Genomic DNA, 25,092 nt, shown 5'->3' on the forward strand with positions numbered 1-25,092 from the left:
AAACCCGAAAGAATTCGAATCAGAAAAATTCGACCAAACAAAAGACACCAACAAACTGGCATCAAAAAAACAAAGCCACACCCTAAACGGGAAAAAGAGCGTGGCCAAAAACAACAAACAAAAACCACCAAACACACTATTGAGTTCTCAAACAACACGCCCGAGTTTGTCGCGCAGAAATCCCGCGGCTAAAAGCCGCTGAGTTTCTGCGGGCAGTGAGAATACCCACCGTAATGGGTGTCTCTCTCGGATTTCGTCTTCGCTCCCCGGCGCTTGTCCGTGTCGCTCTGACCTGGAATAAGTTACGTGAGCGCTAACAGCGAGTCAAATCGCCAGGTCGCTGCGACGTTTTCCCAGGTCAGAGCGCGACTTCCGGATGCGCTAGCCGCCGGTGCGCTCGACGCCGGCAATGTGCCGCTTGCCACGTCGCAACACGAGCCAACGCTCATGCAGAAAATCGGAATGCTGTGGTAACCACTCGTCGCTTTCAATGCGAATGTTGTTCACGTACACCCCGCCCTCGGCGACATTGCGGCGCGCGGCCCCCTTACTTGCCGCCAACCCGGTGCTCACCAACAAATCCACGATCGAATCCGGGCCGCCCGGCTTCAGCTCGGCTACCTGCCCACTACTGGCTTCGCGCAGCGCGGCGCCGAGCGTCGATCCGTCGAGGTCCGCCAACTCACCACGACCGAACAACGCCTGGCTGGCCAGCTCGACCGCCTTCGTCGCCCCTTCCCCATGCACCAACGTGGTGAGTTCACGCGCCAACCGCTTCTGCGCGGCGCGTTCATGCGCACGGTTCTTTGTGGCGTCCTCGAGCTCGCTGATCTCCTCCGGCGACAGAAAGGTGAACCACCGCAGGTAACCGATGACGTCGGCATCGGCGGCATTCACGAAGTACTGGTACCAGGCGTACGGGCTGGTCATCTCGGGATCGAGCCACACGTTGCCGCCGCCGGTCGACTTGCCGAACTTCTTACCTTCGGAGTCGGTGACCAGCGGTGTCGTCATCGCATGCACGGTGGCGCCCAGCTTCTGGCGCACCAATCGGGCGCCGGCGACGATGTTGCCCCACTGATCGGAGCCACCGATCTGCAATGCGCAACCATGCCGCTGGTGTAGCTCCACGAAGTCGTTGGCCTGCAGCAGCATGTAGCTGAACTCGGTGTAGGAAATACCGTCGCCTTCGAGCCGGCGGCGGACCGTCTCCCGATCCAGCATCACGTTCACCGAGAAGTATTTTCCCAGGTCGCGTAGGAATTCGATGGCCGAGAGCTGGCCTGTCCAATTGAGGTTGTTCTCGACGATCGCACCGGTCGGGCTGTCGTCGAATTCGACGAACCGCTCCAACTGACCGCGAATGCGTCCGGCCCAGTCCGACACCGTGTCGGCGGTGTTCAGAGTGCGCTCCCCCGTGTCGCGAGGGTCACCGATCATCCCGGTCGCCCCACCGGCGAGCACGATCGGCCGGTGCCCGGCACGTTGGAACCGCCGCAACGTGAGCAACGGAACCAGGTGGCCTGCGTGCAGGCTGGGCGCGGTCGGGTCGAAGCCCGAATAGACGGTCATGGGGCCTTTGGCCAGGTCGTTCGCCAACGCATCGCGGTCGGTCGACTGGGCGATCAGCCCACGCCAGTCCAGCTCATCCAGGATTCCCATGCTCATGACGACGATCATGCCGCATTGCGCAGGTCAATCACTGGTGCCGGGCGCAGGCGCACGCGGGCTGCGCCGATACGCGGAGACCTCTCCCCGGCCGGCAATCCAGAACCGCCACCGCCGGTCGGCGGCCTTACTCACGCCCACCCGTGGGCCATCGACCCCCGGGACCGCATCGCCCAGCGTCAACCGCACCGGGCTGTCGACATCGAAGAGGTCAATCCCGTTGTCCTCCATAGCGATTCCCAAGGCAGAGCACAGATTTCCCGGCCCTCTCGCCAACGCAACGGGGAGCACCGCAGGCCCCCGGCGCCGCGCGGCCACCTCGGTGCCGGCACTCACCACCGCAGCACGCAGCAGGACCGCGCCCGCCACACCGTCGTATCCGCAGACCACATTTGCGCAGACATGAATGCCATGGCTGCGGTAGGTGTACAGGTGTCCGGGCGGGCCGAACATCACGAGATTCCGCCCGCCTGCACCGCGAAACGAATGCGAGGCAGCGTCGGGCCAGGGGCCGTCTGGCGGGCCGCCGTACGCCTCGACCTCGACGATGACGGCGCGAACACCGCGTCCGGTCAGCTCGGCCCCCAACAGCCGACGGGCTGCGAACAAGGGGTCACCAGCCAACAGCTCGGTGCCTATCTGCAAGCCCACCCGAGCGATTTTGCACTCCGCAACATCCACCGTTGACACCGGCCATACGTGGGCGCATTATTCATCACATGATGACTTCATCGATCGATGAATTCTCGACCGGTTTCCCGTCCAACGCCGCCGCCCCCGCCGTCGACATCACCGGACTGCAGGTCAGCCGTGGTGGACGTCCCGCGATTCGAGACCTCTCGGTGCGGATCTCCCGTGGTGCCATCACCGGCCTGCTCGGCCCGTCAGGCTGCGGCAAAACCACCCTGATCCGCAGCATCGTCGGGACCCAGATCATCGAGGCGGGCACCGTCACGGTGCTCGGACACCCCGCCGGTACGGCACCGCTGCGCCACCGCGTCGGATACGTCACGCAGGATCCGACGATCTACAACGACCTGCGGGTCATCGACAACGTCCGCTACTTCTCCGCGCTGTACGGCACGTCGGCGGACTCGGCGGCCGGCGCCATTCGGGCGGTCGGACTCGACGATCACCGCACCGCGTACTGCGGCAACCTCTCCGGAGGGCAACGGACCCGGGTGTCGCTCGCCTGCGCCCTGGTGGCCGAACCCGAACTCCTGGTGCTCGACGAGCCGACCGTCGGCCTCGACCCGGTCCTGCGCGTCGACCTGTGGGAACAGTTCAACGAACTGTCACGGCGCGGAACAACCCTGCTGGTTTCCAGTCACGTCATGGACGAGGCCGACCACTGCGGCGACCTGCTGCTCATGCGCGAAGGCCGATTGCTTGCCCACACCACCCCTGACCAGCTACGGAAGGACACGGAATGCACGTCCCTGGAGGAAGCGTTTCTCACCGTCATCCGGCGCAGCGCCACAGCCGAGCACAGCCGAGCCGATTGAGCCCGGCCGCCTACCTGGCCACCACCGGACGGATCCTGCGACAGCTCGCCGCCGACCATCGCAGCGTGGCGATGATCCTGTTGGTCCCCAGCCTGATCATCACGCTGATGTACTTCATGTTCCAGAACGCACCGCACGCGCCCGGGCAACCGACACCGTTCAACAATGCCTGCCTGATCATGCTCGGCGTCTTCCCGCTCATCGTGATGTTTCTGATCACCTCGATCACCATGCAGCGCGAACGTGTCTCGGGAACTCTCGAGCGCATTCTGACCACCCCACTGCGGCGGTTCGATCTGCTCGCCGCCTACGGCACCGCGTTCTCGATCGCCGCCGCGGCGCAGGCCACCCTCGCCTGCGTCGTCTCGTTCTGGTTCCTCGGACTCCACACCGAGGGCAGCCCCATTCTGGTGTTCCTGATCGCGATCATCAACGCCGTACTCGGCGTCGGTCTGGGGCTGTTGTGCAGCGCGTTCGCCCGCACCGAGTTCCAGGCCGTGCAGTTCATGCCGGTGGTGATCGCGCCCCAGCTGCTGTTGTGCGGCATCATCGTGCCGCGGGCCGCGCTGCCGGACTGGCTGCAGTGGATCAGTAACGTGCTACCGGCCAGCTATGCACTCGAAGCCCTGCAGCAGGTCGGCGCCCATGCTGAGCTGACCGCCATCGCGGCACGCGACATCGCGATCGTGCTCGGCTTTGCGGCGCTGGCACTGTGTCTGGCCGCGGCCACCCTGCGCCGTCGAACCCCCTAGGAACCCGTGAGCACCGACGTCGACTCCAGCAGAGAACGCAAACGGCCCGGCCGCCCGGCCGGACCATCGGACAAACGCGAGCGCATTCTGACCAGTGCGCGAGAATTGTTCGCCCGCAACGGAATCGACAAGACATCGATCCGCTCCATCGCCTCCGATGCCGGAGTGGACGCGGCACTGGTGCACCACTACTTCGGCACCAAGACCCAACTATTCGCCGCGGCGATCCACATTCCCATCGATCCGATGACCGTGATCAGCCGGCTCAAAGAGGTGCCGGTCGACCAGATCGGACACACGCTGCCGTCAATCCTGTTGCCGCTGTGGGATTCCGAGATCGGCAAGGGCTTTGTCGCGACGCTGCGCTCCATCCTGGCCGGCAACGACGTATCGCTGGTCCGGTCGTTTCTCCAGGACATCATCATCGGCGAAATCGGGCCACGGGTGGACAACCCGCCCGGCAGTTCCCGGATCCGCATCCAGTTCGTCGCCTCACAACTGGTCGGGGTCGCGATGGCGCGTTACATCCTGGAGCTCGAGCCCTTCGCCACGCTGCCGGCGGATCAGATCGCCGAGACGATCGCACCCACCCTGCAGCGCTATCTGACCGGTGACCTACCCGGACTCCCCTGACCCGGCCAGCTCCATCAACCGCCGGTGCTCGGCGTCATCCTCGATGGCCACGGCCTCGTCGACCAGAAGGACCGGGATGCCGTCCTCGATCCGGTAGGCGCGCCGCAACCGGGGGTTGTAGAGCCAGTCCGTTCCGGCCAGCAGCAGTGGCCCGCGGTCCTGCGGGCAGACCAGGATGCTCAGAAGCTTGTCGTCGACCACCACGTGAAGTTAGCCCAGCGGGATCTGGATGCCGCCACTCGGGCCGGGCTGTCCCCCGCCCCCGCCCGGAATCGGAGCGATACCGCCCGGGAACTGGCCCACCCCCGGGTTGAGTCCACTCTGCTGCGGAATCTGTGCCTGGGACTGTGCCTGCAACTTGCGTTGGTAGGACAGCGTGCTCTTGAGGGCGTTGATCAGCGGGACCTGGTTGGGGCGCTTGTCGAGGGCCTTGGTGATCGCCTCACGGTTGGCGTTCGACGGCTTGTAGCCCTGCTGACGCAGCTTCAGGATGTCGTGGATCAGTGTCGAGATCTGGCCGCCGCCCTCGCCGGTGTCGTAATCCTTGGCGATGATGGACAACGCCTCGTCGGCGGTCATCTGCGGGGCCGCCGGAGCGGCCGACCCGGGTGCATCCGCGGCCGGGGTCGGCTGAGCGGGGTCGGCGGCAGCCGTCGGCGCACCCGCGCCCACCAGCAGGCCCAGGACCAGCGCACCGCCGGTCATGACCCGACGCCAGCTGTTCGCACCCGATCCCGATGTCATCGATCCTCCAGTCGTTCTGCCGTCCGCCGGAGCGTAACAGCGCGTTCTGGCCCCGGCATCCCGTCCGGCGTCGCTGTTAGTCGGCGTCGGCCTCGTCGTCGGCGCCGCCGGCGACCAGTTCGGCCCGGCTGGCCGCGGTCAATTTCTTGTACGTCCCTGTATCGGCGTCGAGGTACCAGCAGTTACGCCGGCCGGATTTCGGGATGCCCGCGGCCCGCAACGGCGCGACGAGCGGACGGTACGACGCACCGAGTTCCATGTCGGCCACCACGTGCACCACGTCGGGCGGGTTGCCGGCGGCCAGATCCTCCAGGGCGAGCGACAGATCGGCGGTAGGGACGCTGCCGCCGGGGCGCAGCGCCAGGGCTGTCACCGCCAACTGCCGGCCCGACTCCTCGATGCCGTAGGTCACCGACATGTCGACCGCGTCGAGCCGGCCGACCGCGTCGTTGACGCTTGTCGCGAACACCGGGCCTCGCTCGGTCCGGATCACCGCACCACGGTTGTCGACCAGCCAGTAGTCACCGTCCTCGTCGCGACGGAACAGGAACTCGGTGGACACCCAGGTGTCGGCCGGCGCGAAGACACCGCGCTTGACCACGGCCGTCGGATCGACCGGGCCACGCGGGTGAGCCAGCAGCACACCCACCTCGTTGGCCTCGGCCTTGCGCACGAACCCCTGCTCGTCTTCCAGGATCAGGTCGTCGTCGGCGTCGTAGGCGGCGAGTTCGACGGTGCCGCCGCCGGGCAACGGCCGGCCCTTGCTGCCGATCTTGGCCCCGGACACATTGGCCAGCACGGCCTGTCCGTCTGTGGTGGCGAAGAACTCCACGACCTGCGCCGGCTCGAACACGTCGACCACGCGCTTCCACAACCCGGCCGGCATGCCGGATCCGATGAACAACCGAACCGGGTGATTTCCGGTGAGCGAGAACGACGGATCGTCGATGACCTCGCGCAGCATCGCCCAGGTGTAGGACACGACGGTGACGCCGTACTGCCGGATCTCCTGCAGGAACCGGTCGGGCTGCAGTCCGCGCGACAGCGCGATGCGTGAACCACCGACCACGGCACCGCCCAGGCTGACCAGCAGACCGGACTGATGATGCAGCGGGGTCAGGCAGTAGACCGTGTCGCCACGGCCCAGATTCGCCGCCGACGCGGTGCCGAACGCGGACAGGGCCCATCGGAAGTTGGTGATCTGGCGGGCCACGAGCTCCCCGCCGACCTCGCTGAAGGCGACGAAAGCCAGGTCGCGTGCGAGGCCCGGGTTGGGCCGGTACCAGCCGGGCAGTTCGACGACGTCGGGGTCGATCTTCTCCATATCGACGACCGCGGCGACGTCGTCCGTTTCCTCTGGCAGATCGAGGTCGCGGCTCTCACCGCCGCCGAGGACCAGCACGCGCATGTCCAGCTTGCGGGCCACATCGAGATGGCTGGGGTCGGCGATGATCTCGGCCACGCCACCGAGACGGGCCGCCTCGGCCAGGTCCGCCTCCGGCAGCAGCACGGCCACCGCTCCCAGCCGGGACAGCGCCGCGATGGCGACCAGGGCACTGGGCCGGGTGTCCATCAGGACGCCGACCCGGGCGCCCTGGCGCACACCGACGTCGATCAGTCCGTGCACCACATTGTTGATCCGGCGATCCACGGCCTCGTAGGTATGCACGCGGCCGTCGAACAGCAGCGCCTCGCCGTTGGGGGCGCTGCGGGCCTGCTCGCTCATGATCCGGCCGAGCGAGATCCGGGTGTGATCGTTGACCTGACCCAACCGGGCCAACCGGGGCAGCGTGCGAGCCGTCTCGATGACCAGGGTCCGGGCGTTCTTGTTCGCCGTCACCAGCGCCTCGGCGGCCGAGCGGGCCACGCCGAACGCCATCTCGGTGGCCGCGGTCGCGCCGTGGGTGACGCGGGTGGAGAACGACACTCCGCCCTCGGGATGATCCGCCGGCTGCGACCCCATCGGCACCACGCCGTCGGGCTTCTGTTCTCCGCCGAGCCATTTCACCCACTGCGCCACTGTCGGCCAGGTCTGGGTCGAGGCCTTGGACCCCACGACCAGGCCGAAATGTCCTGCCCTGATCAGGTATTCGTAGACGTCCGCGTCCGGTGCGGCCCGTTTGATGCCGCGCACCGCGGCCGGTTGGCCGATGTCGTCGACCTCACCGATCACCGCCAGGATCGGGCAGTCGATGTCGGAGAGCGTGACCAGGTCGCCGTGGACGGAGAAGCCGCCGGTCATCATCCGGTTGTGCGCGATGAACTGCTTGAGCAGTTCGGCGATCGCCGGCCCGGACCAGGCGATCCAGCCGTCCGACGACAGGAAGCGGCGCTGCTGCTCACGCGGCAGCAGGGCTTCGCGGTCGTGCAACTGACGCAGGAACTCCAGCCGCGACTGCGCGGTCTTGATCGGGTCGAGCATCTGGAAGCCGGTGCGCGCCAACCAGCCCGGGATATCGATGCGACTGAACACGTGATCGGCCATGAAGTCCGCCGCACCCGCGGCGACCCCGGCCGGAAGGTTCATCGGCAACGCGGCCAGGGTGTCGACCGGGGATCCGAATGCGATGATGCTCGCCAGATCCTTGGACCGCCGGTAAGCAGCGACCTGGTAGGCGAACATCCCGCCCTGCGAGTAGCCGGCCAGGTGCACGTCGCGACCGGTGACCTCCTTGACGATGTCGATGGCCTCCGACAACGCCACCACATGGTCGGCGAGGTTGCGCTGCATACCGCCCTCGACCTTGTCGGGCGAGCCGAAGTCGATGACCCACGGGTCGACACCCGCGGCGTGCAGGATGCCGACCGCACCGTCGTCGCGCGTCACGTCCCACATGTCGGCCGACATCATCATCGGATGCACCATCAGCACCGGGGGACGTGGATCCTGGGCACCGGGGCGGGCGTCAGGCGGGAAGTACCGCCGCAGCCGGTACATCGGCACACTCTGGATGATCTGGAACGGTGACGGGACCGCACCGGTCTCCAGGCCTCCGTAGCGCAGTACCTCCAGACCGTTCTGCGCGGTTGCCAGCAACCGCTCGACCGGTTTGGTCACTGCCGAGAAATCCACCAGTTTGCTCCCCACCTGACAACTCACCCGACCCCCGATTGACGTCGTCATCATGGCATAACAGCAACCAATCGCCGATGTGATCACCGCGATGCCGACAGTGGCCCCCTGCGATGCCGGTTTCGCGGGCGCCGGACGATAGGGTCGGCGGCGATGGCACACCTGCTCGGGGGCGAAACCCTGCATCTGGAGTACCCCGCCGGGGTGGTGTTCGACGCGGTCACCGTCGGCGTCAGCGAAGGCGACCGGATCGGCATCGTCGGCCGCAACGGCGACGGCAAATCCAGCCTGCTGGCCATGCTGGCCGGCAGACTCGAACCCGATTCCGGACGGGTCACCGTGCGCGGTGGCGTGCGGATCGGCGTACTCGATCAGGCCGACACCCTCGACGACACCGACACGGTCGGCCACGCCGTGGTCGGCGACGTGCCCGAACACGAGTGGGCCGGCGACCCCCGTGGGCGCGATGTCATCGCGGGACTGCTCGCAGACCTGCCGTGGGACGCCCGACTCGGCACGCTGTCGGGCGGTCAGCGGCGCCGGGTGGCTCTGGCCAGGCTGCTCGCCGGCGATCACGACGTGCTGGCGCTCGACGAGCCGACCAACCACCTCGACGTGGAGGCGATCACCTGGCTCGCCGCGCACCTCAAGAAGCGCTGGTCCGCGTCGTCCGGCGGACTGCTGGTGGTGACGCACGACCGCTGGTTTCTCGACGAGGTCTGTACGACCACATGGGAAGTGCACGACCGCATCGTCGAACCGTTCGACGGCGGCTACGCCGCCTACATCCTGCAGCGGGTGGAACGCGACCGTCAGGCGGCCACGATCGAGGCGCGCAGGCAGAACCTGGCCCGCAAGGAACTGGCCTGGCTGCGTCGCGGCGCTCCGGCCCGTACCTCGAAGCCGAAGTTCCGTATCGACGCGGCCAACGCACTGATCGCCGACGTGCCCGAGATCCGGGACAAGGTCGCACTGCAGTCCCTGGCAGTGTCCCGGCTCGGGAAGCAGGTCGTCGACCTGTTGGACGTGTCGGTGAGCTACGGCGACCGCGAGGTGCTGCACCAGGTCGAGTGGAGGATCGCCCCGGGTGAGCGCACCGGGATCCTCGGCGTCAACGGCGCCGGAAAATCGACGCTGCTCGGCCTGATCGACGGCTCGGTGCAACCGACCTCCGGACGGGTCAAACACGGTAAGACGCTGCAGGTGGCGACCCTCACCCAGACCGTCGACGAGCTTGAGCCACACCTCGGCGATCCGGTGCGGACAGTACTGGCCAACCTGCGCACGACATATGTGTTCGGCAGCGGGTCGAAGGCCCAGGAACTCACGCCCGGGCAGTTGCTCGAGCGCCTCGGGTTCTCAAGCGCCCAGTTGTCGACACCGGTCAAGGACCTCTCCGGCGGACAGCAACGTCGCCTGCAACTGCTGTTGATCCTGCTGGCACAACCCAATGTGCTGATCCTCGACGAACCCACCAATGACCTGGACACCGACATGCTCTCCGCCATGGAGGATCTGCTCGATTCGTGGCCCGGCACGCTGATCGTGGTGAGCCACGATCGCTATTTTCTGGAGCGGGTCACCGATCAGCAGTACGGGATCCTCGGCGGGCATCTGCGGCATCTGCCGGGCGGGGTGGACGAGTACCTGCGGTTGCGGGCTGCCCATGGGTCGGAGACCGGCGCAGCACAGGCAACTGCTGCCGGCACTGCACCGGACGGGCTGTCCGGCGCCGAGTTGCGGGCCGCGCAGAAGGAGGTGTCCGCCCTGGAACGCCGGCTGGAGAAACTGCAGGAACAGATCAACCGGTCCCGGACGGCGATGGCGGACCATGACCAGTCCGATTTCGAGGGACTCGCGGTCAAGGTGGCCGCCATCCGCGCGCTCGAGGACGAAGTCGCCGAGGTCGAGGAACGCTGGTTCGAACTCGGCGAGCAGATCGGCTAGCGGCGCAGCCGGATCCGCAATTCCTCAGCGGTCTTTCGGACCACGCCGAGCTGCTTGGCGACCTGAACCGGTGACGTACCGCCACGCGCACTGCGCGCGTTGACCGACCCCTCCACGGTCAGCACCTCGCGCACCTGCGCGGTGAGCGCGGGGTTGATCGCGCCGAACTCGTCGTCGGTGAGTTCGTCTAGCCCGACCCCGCGCCCCTCGGCGACGCGCACGGCCTCCCCCGCGGCCTCATGGGCAACCCGGAACGGAACCCCTTGGCGGACCAGCCATTCGGCGATATCGGTGGCCAGCGTGTAACCGGCAGGTGCCAGCGCGGCCATCCGTTCTTCGTCGAAGGTCAGCGTGCCCACCAGGCCGGCCATCGCGGGCAGCAACAGCTCCAACTGGGCCACCGAGTCGAAGACCGGCTCCTTGTCCTCCTGCAGATCCCGGTTGTAGGCCAGGGGCTGCGCCTTGAGCGTGGCCAGCAGGCCCGTGAGGTTGCCGATCAGGCGTCCTGACTTGCCGCGGGCCAACTCGGCGATGTCCGGGTTCTTCTTCTGCGGCATGATCGAACTGCCGGTCGACCAGGCGTCGTGCAAGGTCACGTAACCGAATTCGGTGGTGCTCCACAGGATGATGTCCTCGGCGAGCCGGGACAGATCCACCCCGATCTGAGCGAAGACGAAAGCCGCCTCGGCCGCGAAATCGCGGGCCGCGGTGGCGTCGACGGAATTGTCTGCCGCCGAGGCGAATCCGAGATCCGCGGCAATCGCATCGGGATCCAGGCCCAGCGAGGAACCGGCCAGTGCCCCGGAACCGTAGGGCGAGACGGCGGTGCGGTCGTCGAAATCGGCGAGCCGGTCGACATTGCGCAGCAGCGGATGAGCGTGCGCCAGCAGATGGTGCGCGAGCAGGATCGGCTGCGCGGCCTGCAGGTGGGTCTTGCCCGGCATGATGGCCGTCGGATGCGCGGCGGCCTGCACCGCCAACGCGTTGACCACCTCGAGCACGCCGTCGGCCACCCGGCGGACGGCGTCGCGCAGCCACATCCGGAACAGCGTGGCCACCTGGTCGTTACGCGAACGTCCGGCCCGTAGCCGGCCGCCGAGATCCGGCCCGACCCGGTCGATCAGGCCGCGCTCCAGAGCACCGTGCACATCCTCGTCGGTGACCAGCGGCCCGAAACTGCCGTCGGCGACGTCGGAACCCAGGCTGTCCAGGCCCGCGAGCAGCCCGTCCCGCTGCTCATCGGTGAGCAGGCCGGCCCGGTGCAGAACTCGGGCGTGGGCCTTCGACGCGGTGACGTCGTACGGCGCCAGCACCCAGTCGAAATGGGTCGACTTGCTCAGTGCGGCAAGGGCTGCCGAAGGACCGTCGGCGAACCGGCCGCCCCACAGCGATCCTTCGTTGGTGGTTCCGTCGTTGGTGCTCATGTCACTTACAGGCCCAGGTCGCGCTTGGCCGAGATCTTGGAGCTCAGACCGTGCAGCTGCACGAAGCCCTTGGCCGCGCTCTGGTCGAAGCTGTCGCCCTCGTCGTAGGTGGCGAGGTTGAAGTCGTACAGCGACTCACCGGACCGGCGACCGTTGACGATGACGCTCCCGGCATGCAGAACGAGCCGGATGTCGCCGGAGACGTGCTCCTGCGTGTGCTCGACGAACACCTCCAGCGACCGCTTCAGCGGGCTGAACCACAGGCCGTCGTAGGTGAGCTCGCCCCACTTCTGGTCGACGCCTCGCTTGTACCGGCCCAGCTCGCGCTCAAGCGTCACGTGCTCGAGCTCGGTGTGCGCGGTGATCAGCACCATCGCCCCCGGGGCCTCGTAGATCTCGCGGCTCTTGATGCCGACCAGCCGGTCCTCGACCACGTCGAGCCGGCCCACGCCCTGGGCGCCGGCCCGGGTGTTGAGCTCCTGGATGATCTCCAGCACGGACAGCGGACGACCGTCGATCGCCATCGGGCGGCCCTTGTCGAAGCTGATGATCAGCTCGTCGGGGGCGTTGAAGTTGACCGTCGGGTCCTGGGTGTAGTCGTAGACGTCCTTGGTCGGGGCGTTCCACAGGTCCTCGAGGAACCCGGTCTCCACCGCGCGGCCCCACACGTTCTGGTCGATCGAGAACGGCGAACGCTTGGTGACGTTGATCGGGATCGCGTTCTCCTCGGCGAACGCGATGGCCTTCTCGCGGGTCCAGGCGTAGTCGCGGACCGGGGCGATGACGTCGAGTTCGGGTGCGAGGGAAGCGAAGCCGACCTCGAAGCGCACCTGATCGTTGCCCTTGCCGGTGCAGCCGTGCGCGACGACGGTGCCGCCGTGGCTGCGGGCAGCGTCGACCAGATGCTTGACGATCAGCGGGCGGCTGATGGCCGACACCAGCGGGTAGCGATCCATGTAGAGCGCGTTCGCCTTGATGGTCGGCAGGCAGTATTCGTCGGCGAACTCGTCACGGGCGTCGACCACGACAGCCTCGACCGCACCGCAGTCCAGGGCACGCTGCCGGACGACATCCATGTCCTCGCCGCCCTGGCCGAGATCTATGGCGACGGCGACGACCTCTTTGCCGGTCTCCTTGCCGATCCAGCTGATCGCGACCGAGGTGTCCAGACCTCCGGAGTACGCCAGGATGACGCGTTCGGACATGAGCAATCTCCTTGTTTTGGGCTCTATTTCAAGTTCTCGATGGTTTTGGCAAGTTCGGCCCCGGTCATCGGGTCGCGCGCCACCATCAGGATGGTGTCGTCACCGGCGATGGTGCCGACCACATACGGCAGGGCGGCGCGGTCGATCGCGCTGGCCAGGTAATGCGCCGCCCCGGGCGGGGTGCGCAGCACGGCAAGGTTAGCGCTGGCGTCGGTCGATACCAGCAAGTCCCCCAGCAAGCGGGTCAACCGTTCGGTGCCACCGGACACACCCCGCACCGGGCTGCCGTCCTCGGGCACCACATACACACCGACGCCGCCGTCGGCGCCACGCAGTTTCACCGCGCCGAGCTCCTCCAGGTCCCGCGACAGCGTGGCCTGGGTGACCTCGATGCCCTCCTGGCCCAGCAGGGCGGCCAGTTCGGTTTGGCTGCTCACCTGCCTGGCCGACAGGAGGGCGATGATGCGGGCCTGACGGCCGGCGCGGGTCGGTGCGCTCACGTCAGGCTCGCTCCAGCAACCACACCAGCATGGCCTTCTGCGCATGCAGCCGGTTCTCGGCCTCGTCGAACACCGCGCTCTGCGGCCCGTCGATCACCTCGTCGGTGATCTCGTGACCGCGGTGCGCCGGAAGGCAGTGCAGCACAATGGCTTCCGGGTCGGCACGCTTGAGCAGGTCGGCGTTGACCTGGAACGGACGGAACGGCCGCACCCGGTCGAGCCCGTCGTTCTCCTGGCCCATCGACGTCCAGGTGTCGGTGACGAGCACGTCGACCCCGTCGACCCCGGCCTGTGCGTCATCGGTGACGGACACGGTTGCTCCAGTTTCACTGGCGCGGCGCTTGGCGGCCTCGACGAAGTGCGGGTCCGGTTCGAATCCGGCCGGCGCGGCGATGGTGACGTGGATGCCCGCGGTGACCCCGCCCAGCATCAGCGAGTGCGCCATGTTGTTGGCCCCGTCGCCCAGGTACGTCATCCTCAGGCCCTTGAGCTCGCCCCGGCGCTCGGCCAGCGTCTGCAGGTCGGCCAGCACCTGGCACGGGTGGAATTCGTCAGACAGCGCGTTCACGATCGGAACCGTCGATCCCGAGGCCATGGCCGTCAGCCGCTCCTGGGCGAAGGTGCGCCACACGATGGCGTCGACGTAGCGGGACAGCACTGCGCCGGTGTCCTCGAGGGTCTCCTCGCGGCCCAGCTGGGTGCTGCGGCCGTCGACCACCACGGCGTGGCCGCCGAGCTGGGCGATGCCCATCTCGAACGAGAACCGGGTGCGGGTCGAGTTCTTCTCGAAGATCACCGCGACGCCGCGCGGGCCCTCGAGCGGGCGCCGCGAGAACGGTGCCTTCTTGAGTTCGGCGGCCAGGGCGAGCACCTCGGCCTGCTCATCGGGTGACAGGTCGTCGTCGCGCAGGAAATGCCGGATGGTCATGAAGCAGCCTCCACAGCGGTGTCGAGAACGGCGGGCAGAGCGGACAGGAACGTCTCGATCTGCGGTTCGGTGATGATCAGGGGCGGCGCCAGCCGGATGACGTCCGCTGCAGCGGCATTGACCAGGAATCCGGCGTCGCGCGCGGCGGCCTCGACGGCCTTGGCGCTCGGTGCGGTCAGCACCACGCCCTGGAGCAGGCCCTTGCCGCGCACGTGGTCGACGAGCGGGTGGCCCAACTCCTCGATGCCGTGGCTCAGGGTCTTGCCGAGCACCCCGGCGCGCGCGACCAGGTCACCGTCGGCGAGCGCCTTGAGCACCGCCAGCGCGGCGGCGGTGCACACCGGGTTGCCTCCGAACGTGCTGCCGTGCAGTCCCGGGGTGAGCAGATCACCGGCCGCGCCGATGGCCAGGCAGGCGCCGATCGGAAGCCCGCCACCCAGGCCCTTGGCCAGCGTGACGATGTCGGGGGTGATGCCGTCGTGCTGGTGCGCGTAGAACGCACCGGTGCGCCCGACGCCGGTCTGTACCTCGTCGAGAACCAGGAGTGCGCCGTGTTTTGCGGTGATCTCCCGGGCTTTCGCGAGGTAACCGGCCGGCGGGACGACGACGCCGCCCTCCCCCATGATCGGCTCCAGGAACACCGCGGCGGTGTCCGAATCGACTGCGGCGGCAAGGGCTTCGGAATCCCCATAGGGCACATGGGTGACGTTGCCCGGCAGCGGCTCGAACGGGGCCTGCTTGGCGGGCTGGCCGGTGAGCGCCAGCGACCCCATCGTGCGGCCGTGGAAGGCTCCCTGGGCGGCAACGATGTTCGTCTTGCCGGTGAGCCGGGTGATCTTGAAGGCGACCTCGTTGGCCTCGGTGCCCGAGTTGCAGAAGAACGCCCGCGCCTGGGTTCCGAGGTGCCCGACCAATGCCTCGGCCAGCGCGATGCCCGGCTCGGTGGCGTACAGGTTGGAGGTGTGGCCCAGCGTGTTGAGCTGTGTGGTGACGGCCTCGATGACGCCCGGGTGGCGGTGCCCGAGCAGGTTGACGGCGATACCGCCGAGCAGGTCCAGGTAGGACTTGCCGTCGGTGTCGGTGACCACCGCTCCGTCACCGCTGGCCAGCGCCAACGGCGGGGTGCCGTAGTTGTTCATCATCACCGCTTCCCAGCGGTCCTGGAGGGTCACTTCGCCACCACCTTGGTTCCGGTTCCTTCATCGGTGAAAAGTTCGACCAGCACACAGTGTTCGACGCGTCCGTCGATCACGTGCGCACTCGGCACCCCGCCGGCCACCGCGCGTAGACAGGCTTCGATCTTGGGCACCATGCCCGATTCGAGCGTGGGCAGCAGCTGGGTCAGGGCCTCGGTGTCGATCTCGCTGACCAGCGAGGAACGGTCGGGCCAGTCGGTGTAGAGCCCCTCCACGTCGGTCAGCATGACCAGCTTCTCGGCACCCAGCGCCTCGGCCAGTGCCGCGGCCGCGGTGTCGGCGTTGATGTTGTGCACCACGCCGTCGACATCCGGCCCGATGGTCGAGACGACCGGAATCCGTCCTGCCGCAATGAGATCCAGCAGCGACCCGGCGTTGACGTGCTCGACGTCGCCGACCAGCCCGATGTCGGTGGCCACACCGTCCACGGTGACGCTGCGTCGCACCGCGGTGAACAGATGCGCGTCCTCACCGGTCAGGCCCACCGCGTAGGGACCGTGGGCATTGATCAGGTTGACCAGTTCCCGGCCCACCTGACCGAACAGCACCATGCGCGCCACGTCGAGCACCTCGGGCGTGGTCACCCGGAAGCCGCCCTTGAAATCACCTGCAATGCCCAGCTTCTTGAGCATCGCGCTGATCTGGGGCCCGCCGCCGTGCACCACCACCGGGTGGATGCCGCAGTTGCGCAGGAACACCATGTCGGCGGCGAACGCCGCCTTGAGGGTGTCGTCGGTCATGGCGTTGCCGCCGTACTTGACGACGACGATCTTGCCGTGCAGTTGCTTGAGCCACGGCAGCGCCGAGGCGAGCACCTGGGCCTTGACGCCGCGCTCGATGGCCTGGCTCATGAGCTGTAGGCCGAGTTCTCTTCGACGTAGGCGTGCGAGAGGTCGGTGGTCCTGATGGAAGCTTCGTGCGAGCCCACACCCAGGTTCACCACCACGGCGATGTCTTCGCCGGACAGGTCGACGTCGCGGGCACCTGGCGCGCCCGAACCGTCGACGCACACCGGAGAACCGTTGAACGACACGCTGATCCGTTCCGGGTCCAGCTTCACCGGCGCGATGCCGACAGCGGCGAGCACCCGGCCCCAGTTGGGATCGGAACCGAACAGCGCGGTCTTGACCAGGCTGTCGCGGGCGATGACACGGGCGGCGACCAGTGCATCGTCCTCGGTTTCGGCGCCGGTCACGGTGATGACGACGCGCTTGGTGACGCCTTCGGCGTCGGCCTGCAGCTGTGCGCACAGGTCGTCACAGACCCGCAGCACGGCCTCGTTGAGATCGTCCTGGCTCGGCGCGATCTCGCTGGCGCCGGACGCGAGCAGCAGCACGGTGTCGTTGGTCGAGCAGCTGCCGTCGACGTCGAGCCGGTCGAAGGTCAGCGCTGTCGCCCGCCTCAGCGCGGTGTCGAGTGCCGCGCTTTCAGCGACGGCATCGGTGGTCAGCACCACCAGCATGGTGGCCAGCGACGGCGCGAGCATGCCGGCGCCCTTCGCCATCCCGCCCAGGGTCCAGTTGTCCCCCGACTCCACCGAATGGTGCAGCGCAACCTGTTTCGGCACGGTGTCTGTGGTCATGATGGCCCGGGCTGCGTCGTCGCCGCCGGTCAGTCCTCCGGCGATCTCGTGCACGATCTCGGTCACGCCGGCCAGCACCTTGTCCATCGGCAACCGGTCACCGATCAGGCCCGTCGAGCACACGGCAACCTCGATGGCACCGGTCTCGGTGCCCCAGTCACTCAGCGCGGTGGCCACGGCCTCGGCGGTGGCGTGGGTGTCCTGGAAACCCAGTGGGCCGGTACAGGCGTTGGCACCGCCCGAGTTCAGGATCACGGCACGTAGCCGGCCGCTGGTCAGCACCTGCTGCGACCACTGCACCGGTGCAGCCTTGATCTTGTTGCGGGTGAACACGCCGGCCGCGGCGTAATCCGGCCCCTCGTTGAAGACCAGCGCCAGGTCCGGTGCGCCGGATGCCTTGATACCGGCGGCGATTCCGGCCGCCCGGAAGCCCGCGGGAGCGGTGACACCCTGGGAGCGGACCAGCTTGGTTTCGGTCACGGCGCTACTCCCACGATCGACAGTCCTTCGGTTTCGGGCCAGCCCAGCGCCAGGTTCATCGACTGCACCGCGGCGCCGCCGGTGCCCTTGGTCAGGTTGTCGATGGCGGCGATGGCCACCAGTGCCTTCGCCTGTTCGTCGACCGCGACCGCGATCTGCGCGGCGTTGCTACCGATCACCGAACTGGTCTTGGGCAGCTGCCCCTCGGGCAGCAGGTGAATGAACGGCTCTGCGTCGTAAGCCTTTTCGTAGGCTGCCCGGATCTCGGCCTCCGAAGCCTCGGTGCGGGCGGTGCAGGTCGCCAGGATGCCGCGGGAAGTAGGGATCAGCACCGGGGTGAAGGAGACGGTGACGTCTTTGTCGGTCACCGAACGCAGGCCCTGGGCAATCTCGGGGGTGTGCCGGTGCTTACCGGCGATGTTGTAGGCACGTGCCGAGCCGATCACCTCGGCGCCCAGCAGGTCGACCTTGGCGGACTTTCCCGCGCCCGAGGTGCCGCTCACGGCGACGACCGTGACGGCCGGTTCGACGAGGTCGGCGGCGACGGCGGGCAGCAGCGCCAGCAGCGCCGCCGTCGGATAGCAGCCCGGCACCGCGATGCGCTTGGCGCCCTTCAGCCGGTCCCGGGCCCCGGGCAGTTCCGGCAGACCGTAGGGCCAGCTGCCCGCGTGTGCCGAGCCGTAGAACTTCTCCCAGTCGCCGGCGTCGGTCAGCCGGAAGTCGGCGCCGCAGTCGATGATCAGCGTGTCGGGGCCGAGCTGTTCGGCCAACGCCGCGGAATGACCATGCGGCAGGCCCAGGAACACCACGTCATGACCGGTCAGCACCTCGGCGTCGGTGGGTTCCAGAACCCGCGAGGCCAACGGCAACAAGTGCGGGTGATGCTCGGCCAGCGTGGTTCCGGCGCTGGAGGCCGCGGTCAGCGCCCCGATGGTCAACCGGCCGTCAGCGTAGGCCGGGTGCCCGAGCAGCAATCGCAGGATCTCTCCGCCGGCGTAGCCGCTGGCGCCGGCGACCGCTATCGAAGTCATGCAGCAATTCTGCATTGTTATGCATGCAGATGCAAACTCATTAATTCATCCCGTGCGAGCCTGCGCGTCTGCACCTCAACACGCCGTTACCCACCGACCTCATGCGCACGTTCACGATGATTCGAGCGTGCGCGGAGTAGGCAAGTTCGACGGTGTTTCGCCAGCAGACGCGCACGCTCGCGGTGCTGAATCAGCCCCGCAGGACGGCGCCGACGCGCTCACCGGCCACCACGACCGCGGCATCGCGGGCGGCGCTGGCCTCGTCCTCGGTCAGCGTCCGGTCGGAAGCCCGGAACCGCAGCGCCAGAGTCAGCGACTTACGCCCCTCCCCGATCTGCGGGCCGGTGTAGACGTCGAACAACCGGACGTCCTCCAGCAGCTCGCCGGCCCCGTCACGGACCGCATCGACGACGGCAGCCGCGGCCACATCGTCGGCCACGATCACGCTGATGTCCTGGAACACGGCCGGGAACGGCGACACCTTCGGCGCAGGCAGCGCCTCGACGATCGGTACGGCATCGAGGTCGAGTTCGACGGCACACGTGCCCTTCGGCAGCCCCGTCCGCTCGACGACCGCAGGATGCAATTGACCGGCGTAGCCGACGATCGTGTCGCCCACGAGCACCTCGGCACAGCGGCCGGGATGCCATGGCAGTTCCTGGGCCGCGCGGAGGGTGAATTCCACCCCGGCGGCGCGGCCGATCACCCGTACCGCCTCGAACGCGTCGGCGGCCTCGACCGGACGTCCCGGACCCCAGGGCCCCGCGGGCTCCCGCAGTCCGGTCAGTACCGCCGCGACATGCTGCGGCTGATGCGGCAGCGACGCGTCGAGCCCGGCGATCTCCTCGTCGGTGGGCCGACGGTCATTCGGGATGCGCTCGACGGATCGGGTCTGCTCGGTCGGGTGCACCACCTGCTGAATCCCGAACAGCGCCACATCGGCGGCACCACGGGAGACGTTGCGGCCCAACGCTTCAAGCAATCCGGGCAGCAACGTGGTGGCCAGCTGCGGCCGATCGGCCTCCAATGGGTTGAGCACCCTGGCGGCGTTGCGGCGGACATCGTCGGCGGCCAGACCCCAGGCGTCGAACACGCCGGCGGGCAGGAACGGTGTGGGCAGGACCTCGACGAACCCGGCCAGGGCGAGCGACTTGCCGATGGCACGGCGACGCTTCTGGACGGGGGTCAGGCCACGACCGGCCGGCGCGGTCGGCAGCACCGACGGGATGGACTCCAAACCCTCCAGTCGCAGCACCTCCTCGACAAGGTCGGCACGCTGACGCATATCGGGCCGCCAACTCGGCGGCGTGACGGTGAGCACGTCGGAACCGGTGACTTCGGCACCGATCTGGATGAGCCGCCGCGCCGTGGTGCCTGCGGCGTAGTCGACGCCGGCGGTCCGGTCGGGCAGGTCAGCGGGGATCTCGACGGCCGGTTGGGACCAGTCGGTGCGCCCGTCCACCCGCCAGTCGGTGAGCTTCGGTTCGACGGTTCCGCCGGCGATCTCGGCCAGCAGGGTTGCGCAACGATCAAGTGCGGCAACCGAAATGGCCGGGTCAACCGAACGCTCGTAGCGGCGGCCGGCCTCACTGGCCAGGTGCAGTCGACGCTGGGTGCGCGACACCGCGGCCGGATCCCACACCGCGGCTTCCAGCAGCACGTCGGTGGTGGAATCGCGCACCTCGGTGGTGCCCGCGCCCATGACGCCGCCGATTGCGGCGGTCGCGACGTCGTCGACGATCAACACGTCAGCCGAGTTCAAGGTGCGCTCGACATCGTCGAGGGTGACCACCTTCTCGCCGTCGCGGGCGAACCGCACATCGAAGCCGCCGGTGATCAAGCTGCTGTCATGCGCGTGCATCGGGTGACCGAGTTCGAGCATGACGTAGTTCGTCACGTCGACCGCCGGGGAGATGGCGCGGATACCGCTGAGCATCAACCGACGCTGCATCCACCACGGCGACACCGCCGCCGGGTCGATGCCCGTGACCGGGCGCAGCCCGAAACGTTGTACCCCGGTGCCAGGCTGGACGGTCAGCGGCCAGGCCTCACCCTCGGCAGGCAGTGGTGTCACGTCGGCCAGATCGACGAAATCCAGGTTGTTGGCGCAGGCGATCTCGCGGGCCAGTCCACGGACCGACAGGCAGTAGCCGCGGTCCGGCGTGATCGCCAGATGGAACACCACATCGTCGAGGCCGAGGACGTCGGCGGCCGGGGTGCCCGGCTCAGCCGTGCCCTCGGGCAGGACCAGGATGCCTGCGCCCTCGACACCCAGGTTCATCTCCGACGCCGAGCAGATCATTCCGTCGGAAACCCGGCCGTAGGTCTTGCGCGTGGCGATTGTGAAGTCACCAGGCAGCACGGTGTCGGGGAGCGCCACCACGACCAGATCACCGACAGCGAAATTCGTTGCACCACAAACGATATCGCGGAATTCACCGTCGACATTCCGGACGCCGACGTCGACCTTGCAGGCCCGGATCGGCTTCTTGAACTCGGTCAGTTCCTCGATCGCGGCGACCCGGCCGACGGTCAGCGGACCACTCACCGGACCGATCGGGATGATCTCCTCGACCTCATGACCGATCCGGATGAACGTCTCTTCGAGCTCCTCGACGGACGCATCCCAATCCGGGGCACCGGCGCGGACGGCCTCACGCAGCCAGCTGAAGGGAATCCGCATCAGGCACCGACCCCGAACGGCAGCGAGAAGCGGACGTCACCCTCGACCATGTCACGCATGTCAGGAATTCCGTTGCGGAACTGCAGGGTTCGCTCCAATCCCATACCGAAGGCAAAGCCGGAGTAGACGTCGGGGTCGATACCGCAGGCGCGCAACACATTCGGGTTGACCATGCCGCAGCCGCCCCACTCGACCCAGCCGGGGCCGCCCTTCTTGCCGGGGAACCAGATGTCCACCTCGGCCGACGGTTCGGTGAACGGGAAGAAGTGCGGACGGAACCGGGTGCGCCCCTCCGGTCCGAACTGGGACCGTGCGAATGCGTCCAGCGTGCCGCGCAGATTCGCCATGGTCAGACCCTTGTCCACAGCCAACCCCTCCACCTGGTGGAAGACGGGCGTGTGGGTGGAATCGAGTTCGTCGGTACGGAAGGTCCGCCCGATCGACACGACGTAGACGGGCAGATCGCGTTCGAGCAATGCGCGGATCTGGACGGGCGAGGTGTGGGTACGCAGCACCTGCCGCGACCCGTCCGGGGCGACCTGGAAGGTGTCCTGCTCACTCCGCGCCGGATGGTCCGGCGGGAAGTTGAGCGCGTCGAAGTTGAACTGCTCGGTCTCGACCTCAGGGCCCTCGGCCAGTTCCCAGCCCATCGCCACGAAGGTGTCTGCGACGTTCTCCGCCAGGATCGTGATCGGGTGCCGGGCGCCCACCGGCTGCCGCGTCGAGGGCAGCGTCACATCGATGCGTTCGGCGACCAGCACCGCGGCGTCGCGCTCGGCCCGCAGCGCGGCCAGCCGCTCGTCGTACGCGCGCTGGGCCTCGCCGCGGGCGACGTTGACCCGCTTGCCGGCGTCGGCGCGGTCGGCCTTCGGCAGCGTCGCCAGCGCCTGCCGAGCCAGGGCGATCGGGGCACGATCGCCGAGGTGCTCGGTCTTGGCGCGCGCGAGCGCGTCGAGGTCACCGGCCAGCTCAAAGGCATGCCGGGCCGCGCTGACGGCTTTGGTCAGGGCTTCTTCTGAGAGATCACTGGGCTGCTCAGCCACCCGGCGATCATAGGCGATGGCCTGATCAGGCTTCGAATCCGTTTCCACCGGTTAGCCTTCAGGCCGTGCTGATCCGTCCCCTCATCGTCATGGGCGTCTGGGCTATTGCGGCGCTCACCCTGGCCGCAGCGGTGTTCTTCAGCAGTGGCTGGGCGGTCGCCACCGTCGCACTGACAGCGCTGGCGGCGCTGGGCACCTGGGACCTGCTGCAGACCCGGCACACCATCCTGCGGTCCTACCCGATCCTCGGCCACGTGCGATTCCTGATGGAGCTCATCCGGCCCGAGATCCGCCAGTACTTCATCGAGTCCAACACCGAGGCTGCGCCGTTCGACCGCGAGACCCGGGATCTGGTCTACGAACGGGCCAAAGCCACCAAGGGTGATGAACCGTTCGGCACCGAGCGCGACGTCAATGCACCCGGATACGAATTCCTGCGGCACTCGATCCGGGCCCGCTCGGCGGAAGACCTGGCGCCCCGAGTGCGACTCGGCGGCCCCGAGTGCGTACAGCCCTACGACATCGCCCTGCTCAATGTCTCGGCGATGAGTTTCGGGGCCCTGTCGGCCAACGCGATCGAGGCGCTGAACCGGGGCGCGGCCCGCGGCGGGTTCATCCACGACACCGGCGAGGGCGGCATCAGCCCCTACCACCGCAACGGTGGCGATCTGGTCTGGGAGATCGGCTCGGGATACTTCGGCTGCCGAGACGCCGACGGGCAGTTCGACCCCGAGGCGTTCGCCGCCAAGGCCACGTTGCCCGAGGTCAAGGTCATCTCGATCAAACTGTCCCAAGGTGCCAAACCCGGTCTGGGCGGTGTGTTGCCCGGCGCCAAGGTCAGCCCCGAGATCGCGGCCACCCGGGGCGTACCGGTGGGGCGCACCGTGATCTCACCCCCAGCCCACAGCGCGTTCAGCACGCCCACCGAATTCGTCGGCTTCATCGACACACTGCGCCGCCTGTCGGGCGGCAAGCCCGTCGGGTTCAAGCTGTGTGTCGGGGCCCGCAGCGAATTTCTGTCCATCTGCAAAGCAGTCCTGCAGACCGGCATCGCGCCGGACTTCGTCATCGTCGACGGCTCCGAGGGCGGGACCGGCGCGGCACCGCTCGAGTTCGAGGACCACGTCGGCATGCCGCTCACCGAGGGCCTGATGATGGTGCACAACTGCCTCGTCGGCACCGGGTTGCGCGATCGCATCAAGATCGGCGCGTCGGGCAAGGTGGCCAGCGGCGTGGATATAGTCAGCCGCATCTGCCAGGGTGCCGATTTCACCATGTCCGCCAGGGCCATGATGTTCGCGGTGGGCTGCATCCAGGCGCTCAAATGCCACACCAACCACTGCCCCACCGGCGTCGCCACCCAGGACCGTGCCCGCGCCCGGGCCCTCGACGTCGGGGACAAATCGGCGCGGGTATTCAATTTCCAGCGCGAAACCGTGGCCAGCGCCGCGCAGATCGTGGCCTCGATGGGGTTGTCCGGCTTCGGCGACCTGTCCCCTGCCATGCTGAACCGCCGGATCGACGGCCTGGGCAGCCGCACCTACGCCGAAATCTACGAGTGGCTCATGCCCGGCGAACTGCTCGAAGACCCACCGGAATCCTGGCGGTCGGACTGGGTGGAATCGTCGGCCGCCGAATTCGCCTGATCGCCCCGCGGCTCAGCCGGCCGGCGACTGCCCGGAGGTTTTCACCCGGTACATCACCAGATCCTCGGGCACACCCTCCGGCTTCACCGAAAAGATCTGCCGCCGTTCACGTTTGACCGTCACCCCGAGAGTGGTGAGCTCGCCTTCCGAGATGCCCTCCAACGTGGTGTGCGAGATCATCAAGCCACCCTTGGCAGCCCGTTCCATCACGCGAGCGGTGATGTTGACGTCGATGCCGAGCCAGTCCGACCCGATGCGCTGCGGACGCCCGGTGTGGATCCCGACCCGCATCCGCGGTGCGTAACCGTCCACGTCGATGTTCTTGACACCCTCGCGCGCCACGAGCATCGCCCGCAGGGCGGTTTCCGGATCGGAGAACACCGCCATCATGCCGTCGCCCATGCGCTTGACGATGTGACCGCCGGCCTCGAGTACCGGAGGTTCGATCACCTGGGCCACCCGTCGCAGCAGCCGCAACGTGGCGTCATCGCCGGCGCGCAGCGACCACGACGAGAAACCGACCAGGTCGGTGAACGCCAGCGTCACCTCGGGATTCGCCGGGGTTCCCGAGACCCGTTCGGTCAGCGCCTGCCAGACCTGTAGCGCACCCAAGCTCACCTCCCGTGAGGCGGCATCACGGTCCAGGAGCCGGTCGGCCACGCGCGCGGCCGCCCTGGGTCCGCCCTCTCCGGCAGCCGAGAGCCGGTCACCGAAATCAGGATCCCCCGGCAACGCCCGCCGCGCCCGCCGGACCAGATCGACGACGGCCGGGCTGCGATTGGTGCGTTGCAGCCAGCCCAACGGACCCGGCAACCCGGGTGCCTTCGCAGGGCGCTGCTGTGGCGCCTGCTCGATATCCCCGACCTCGCCGGACGGGTCATCGAACGGCTCGCCATCCACAGCGCAAGAGTAAGTGGCGCGCAGACCGAGCGGCAATCGCGCCACGAGCGGGTTAGCCCACACTCCCCCGGCGTCGGCAAACCGGCCTGGTCACGGCCCTGTGGCGCCCCGGTAGCCGCCGAATAACAGTGCGCAGCGACGCGCCGTGGCTT

Annotated in this window: 22 protein-coding genes; 6 read left to right on the forward strand and 16 right to left on the reverse strand. The window is 67.8% G+C overall.

The annotated features are described in order from the left end of the window. Window positions 1-202, forward strand: a 202-nt coding sequence (locus AB0876_RS23205; RefSeq protein ID WP_526043057.1) for a hypothetical protein, incomplete at its 5' end; no start/stop codon positions are given. Window positions 203-381: 179 nt separating this feature from the next. Here the strand turns inward: AB0876_RS23205 and tyrS are convergent. Together tyrS and AB0876_RS23215 are read right to left on the reverse strand one after the other, a co-directional pair. Then, the gene (gene tyrS, locus AB0876_RS23210; protein ID WP_491840753.1) at window positions 382-1,668 is read right to left on the reverse strand and encodes a tyrosine--tRNA ligase; all 1,287 of its coding nucleotides are present in this window, start codon (window positions 1,666-1,668) and stop codon (window positions 382-384) included. Between the two features lie 27 nt (window positions 1,669-1,695). Next, a complete protein-coding gene (locus AB0876_RS23215) occupies window positions 1,696-2,307 on the reverse strand; it encodes a DNA-3-methyladenine glycosylase (protein ID WP_491840774.1) in 612 nt (203 codons plus the stop codon). 80 nt (window positions 2,308-2,387) lie between these two features. On the opposite strand from AB0876_RS23215, the gene AB0876_RS23220 reads away from it, so the two are divergent. The 3 genes from AB0876_RS23220 to AB0876_RS23230 are packed head-to-tail and all read left to right on the forward strand — an operon-like array spanning window position 2,388 to window position 4,558. Beyond that, entirely contained in the window at window positions 2,388-3,173 is a 786-nt protein-coding gene (locus AB0876_RS23220; RefSeq protein ID WP_491840752.1) for an ABC transporter ATP-binding protein, read from the forward strand. Then, window positions 3,098-3,925, forward strand: a complete 828-nt coding sequence (locus AB0876_RS23225; RefSeq protein WP_082939847.1) for an ABC transporter permease — start codon at window positions 3,098-3,100, stop codon at window positions 3,923-3,925. Before AB0876_RS23220 ends, AB0876_RS23225 begins: the two co-directional genes overlap by 76 nt. A 6-nt stretch (window positions 3,926-3,931) precedes the next feature. Then, entirely contained in the window at window positions 3,932-4,558 is a 627-nt protein-coding gene (locus AB0876_RS23230) for a TetR/AcrR family transcriptional regulator (protein WP_055114699.1), read from the forward strand. On the opposite strand, the gene AB0876_RS23235 is transcribed toward AB0876_RS23230, so the two are convergent. The 3 genes from AB0876_RS23235 to AB0876_RS23245 form a co-directional block, all read right to left on the reverse strand. Further along, window positions 4,541-4,759 (reverse strand): Trm112 family protein, encoded by a 219-nt coding sequence (locus AB0876_RS23235; RefSeq protein ID WP_055120282.1) that lies wholly within the window; start codon window positions 4,757-4,759, stop codon window positions 4,541-4,543. The two genes, AB0876_RS23230 and AB0876_RS23235, sit on opposite strands and share 18 nt — an antisense overlap. Before the next feature lie 9 nt (window positions 4,760-4,768). Continuing rightward, complete coding sequence (locus AB0876_RS23240; RefSeq protein WP_491840751.1) at window positions 4,769-5,302, reverse strand: hypothetical protein; 534 nt, start codon at window positions 5,300-5,302, stop codon at window positions 4,769-4,771. 76 nt (window positions 5,303-5,378) lie between these two features. Beyond that, the gene (locus AB0876_RS23245; protein WP_491840750.1) at window positions 5,379-8,375 is read right to left on the reverse strand and encodes an acyl-CoA synthetase; all 2,997 of its coding nucleotides are present in this window, start codon (window positions 8,373-8,375) and stop codon (window positions 5,379-5,381) included. Between the two features lie 153 nt (window positions 8,376-8,528). On the opposite strand from AB0876_RS23245, the gene AB0876_RS23250 reads away from it, so the two are divergent. Next, window positions 8,529-10,322: an ABC-F family ATP-binding cassette domain-containing protein gene (locus AB0876_RS23250; protein WP_491840749.1), complete on the forward strand. Its 1,794-nt coding sequence runs from the start codon at window positions 8,529-8,531 to the stop codon at window positions 10,320-10,322. Here the strand turns inward: AB0876_RS23250 and argH are convergent. The 10 genes from argH to pheS form a co-directional block, all read right to left on the reverse strand. Continuing rightward, window positions 10,319-11,746: an argininosuccinate lyase gene (gene argH / locus AB0876_RS23255; protein ID WP_491840748.1), complete on the reverse strand. Its 1,428-nt coding sequence runs from the start codon at window positions 11,744-11,746 to the stop codon at window positions 10,319-10,321. The genes AB0876_RS23250 and argH overlap by 4 nt on opposite strands. Window positions 11,747-11,751: 5 nt before the next feature. Continuing rightward, entirely contained in the window at window positions 11,752-12,951 is a 1,200-nt protein-coding gene (locus AB0876_RS23260) for an argininosuccinate synthase (RefSeq protein ID WP_491840747.1), read from the reverse strand. Between the two features lie 23 nt (window positions 12,952-12,974). Continuing rightward, window positions 12,975-13,496, reverse strand: coding sequence for an arginine repressor (locus tag AB0876_RS23265; protein ID WP_526043058.1), 522 nt, complete (start codon window positions 13,494-13,496; stop codon window positions 12,975-12,977). Further along, on the reverse strand, window positions 13,453-14,379 hold the full coding sequence (gene argF / locus AB0876_RS23270) for an ornithine carbamoyltransferase (protein WP_055114710.1): 927 nt from the start codon (window positions 14,377-14,379) through the stop codon (window positions 13,453-13,455). Before argF ends, AB0876_RS23265 begins: the two co-directional genes overlap by 44 nt. Further along, on the reverse strand, window positions 14,376-15,521 hold the full coding sequence (locus AB0876_RS23275) for an acetylornithine transaminase (protein WP_526043269.1): 1,146 nt from the start codon (window positions 15,519-15,521) through the stop codon (window positions 14,376-14,378). Before AB0876_RS23275 ends, argF begins: the two co-directional genes overlap by 4 nt. Window positions 15,522-15,547: 26 nt before the next feature. Further along, entirely contained in the window at window positions 15,548-16,426 is an 879-nt protein-coding gene (gene argB / locus AB0876_RS23280; protein WP_491840744.1) for an acetylglutamate kinase, read from the reverse strand. Continuing rightward, on the reverse strand, window positions 16,423-17,637 hold the full coding sequence (gene argJ, locus AB0876_RS23285; RefSeq protein WP_491840743.1) for a bifunctional glutamate N-acetyltransferase/amino-acid acetyltransferase ArgJ: 1,215 nt from the start codon (window positions 17,635-17,637) through the stop codon (window positions 16,423-16,425). The genes argB and argJ overlap by 4 nt, the downstream gene beginning before the upstream one ends. Further along, on the reverse strand, window positions 17,634-18,668 hold the full coding sequence (argC, locus tag AB0876_RS23290; RefSeq protein WP_491840742.1) for an N-acetyl-gamma-glutamyl-phosphate reductase: 1,035 nt from the start codon (window positions 18,666-18,668) through the stop codon (window positions 17,634-17,636). The genes argJ and argC overlap by 4 nt, the downstream gene beginning before the upstream one ends. A 190-nt stretch (window positions 18,669-18,858) precedes the next feature. Then, window positions 18,859-21,351: a phenylalanine--tRNA ligase subunit beta gene (gene pheT, locus AB0876_RS23295; protein ID WP_491840741.1), complete on the reverse strand. Its 2,493-nt coding sequence runs from the start codon at window positions 21,349-21,351 to the stop codon at window positions 18,859-18,861. Further along, window positions 21,351-22,394 (reverse strand): phenylalanine--tRNA ligase subunit alpha, encoded by a 1,044-nt coding sequence (gene pheS, locus AB0876_RS23300; RefSeq protein ID WP_491840740.1) that lies wholly within the window; start codon window positions 22,392-22,394, stop codon window positions 21,351-21,353. Before pheS ends, pheT begins: the two co-directional genes overlap by 1 nt. A gap of 68 nt (window positions 22,395-22,462) precedes the next feature. On the opposite strand from pheS, the gene AB0876_RS23305 reads away from it, so the two are divergent. Further along, on the forward strand, window positions 22,463-24,040 hold the full coding sequence (locus AB0876_RS23305) for an FMN-binding glutamate synthase family protein (RefSeq protein WP_491840773.1): 1,578 nt from the start codon (window positions 22,463-22,465) through the stop codon (window positions 24,038-24,040). A 12-nt stretch (window positions 24,041-24,052) separates the two neighbouring features. Here the strand turns inward: AB0876_RS23305 and AB0876_RS23310 are convergent, their stop codons facing one another. Next, window positions 24,053-24,940 (reverse strand): adenylate/guanylate cyclase domain-containing protein, encoded by an 888-nt coding sequence (locus AB0876_RS23310; RefSeq protein WP_491840739.1) that lies wholly within the window; start codon window positions 24,938-24,940, stop codon window positions 24,053-24,055. Between the last annotated feature and the right edge of the window lie 152 nt (window positions 24,941-25,092).

Source organism: Mycobacterium sp. NPDC049093, from assembly GCF_040704635.1.
In the GTDB taxonomy this organism is placed as follows: Bacteria; Actinomycetota; Actinomycetes; order Mycobacteriales; family Mycobacteriaceae; genus Mycobacterium.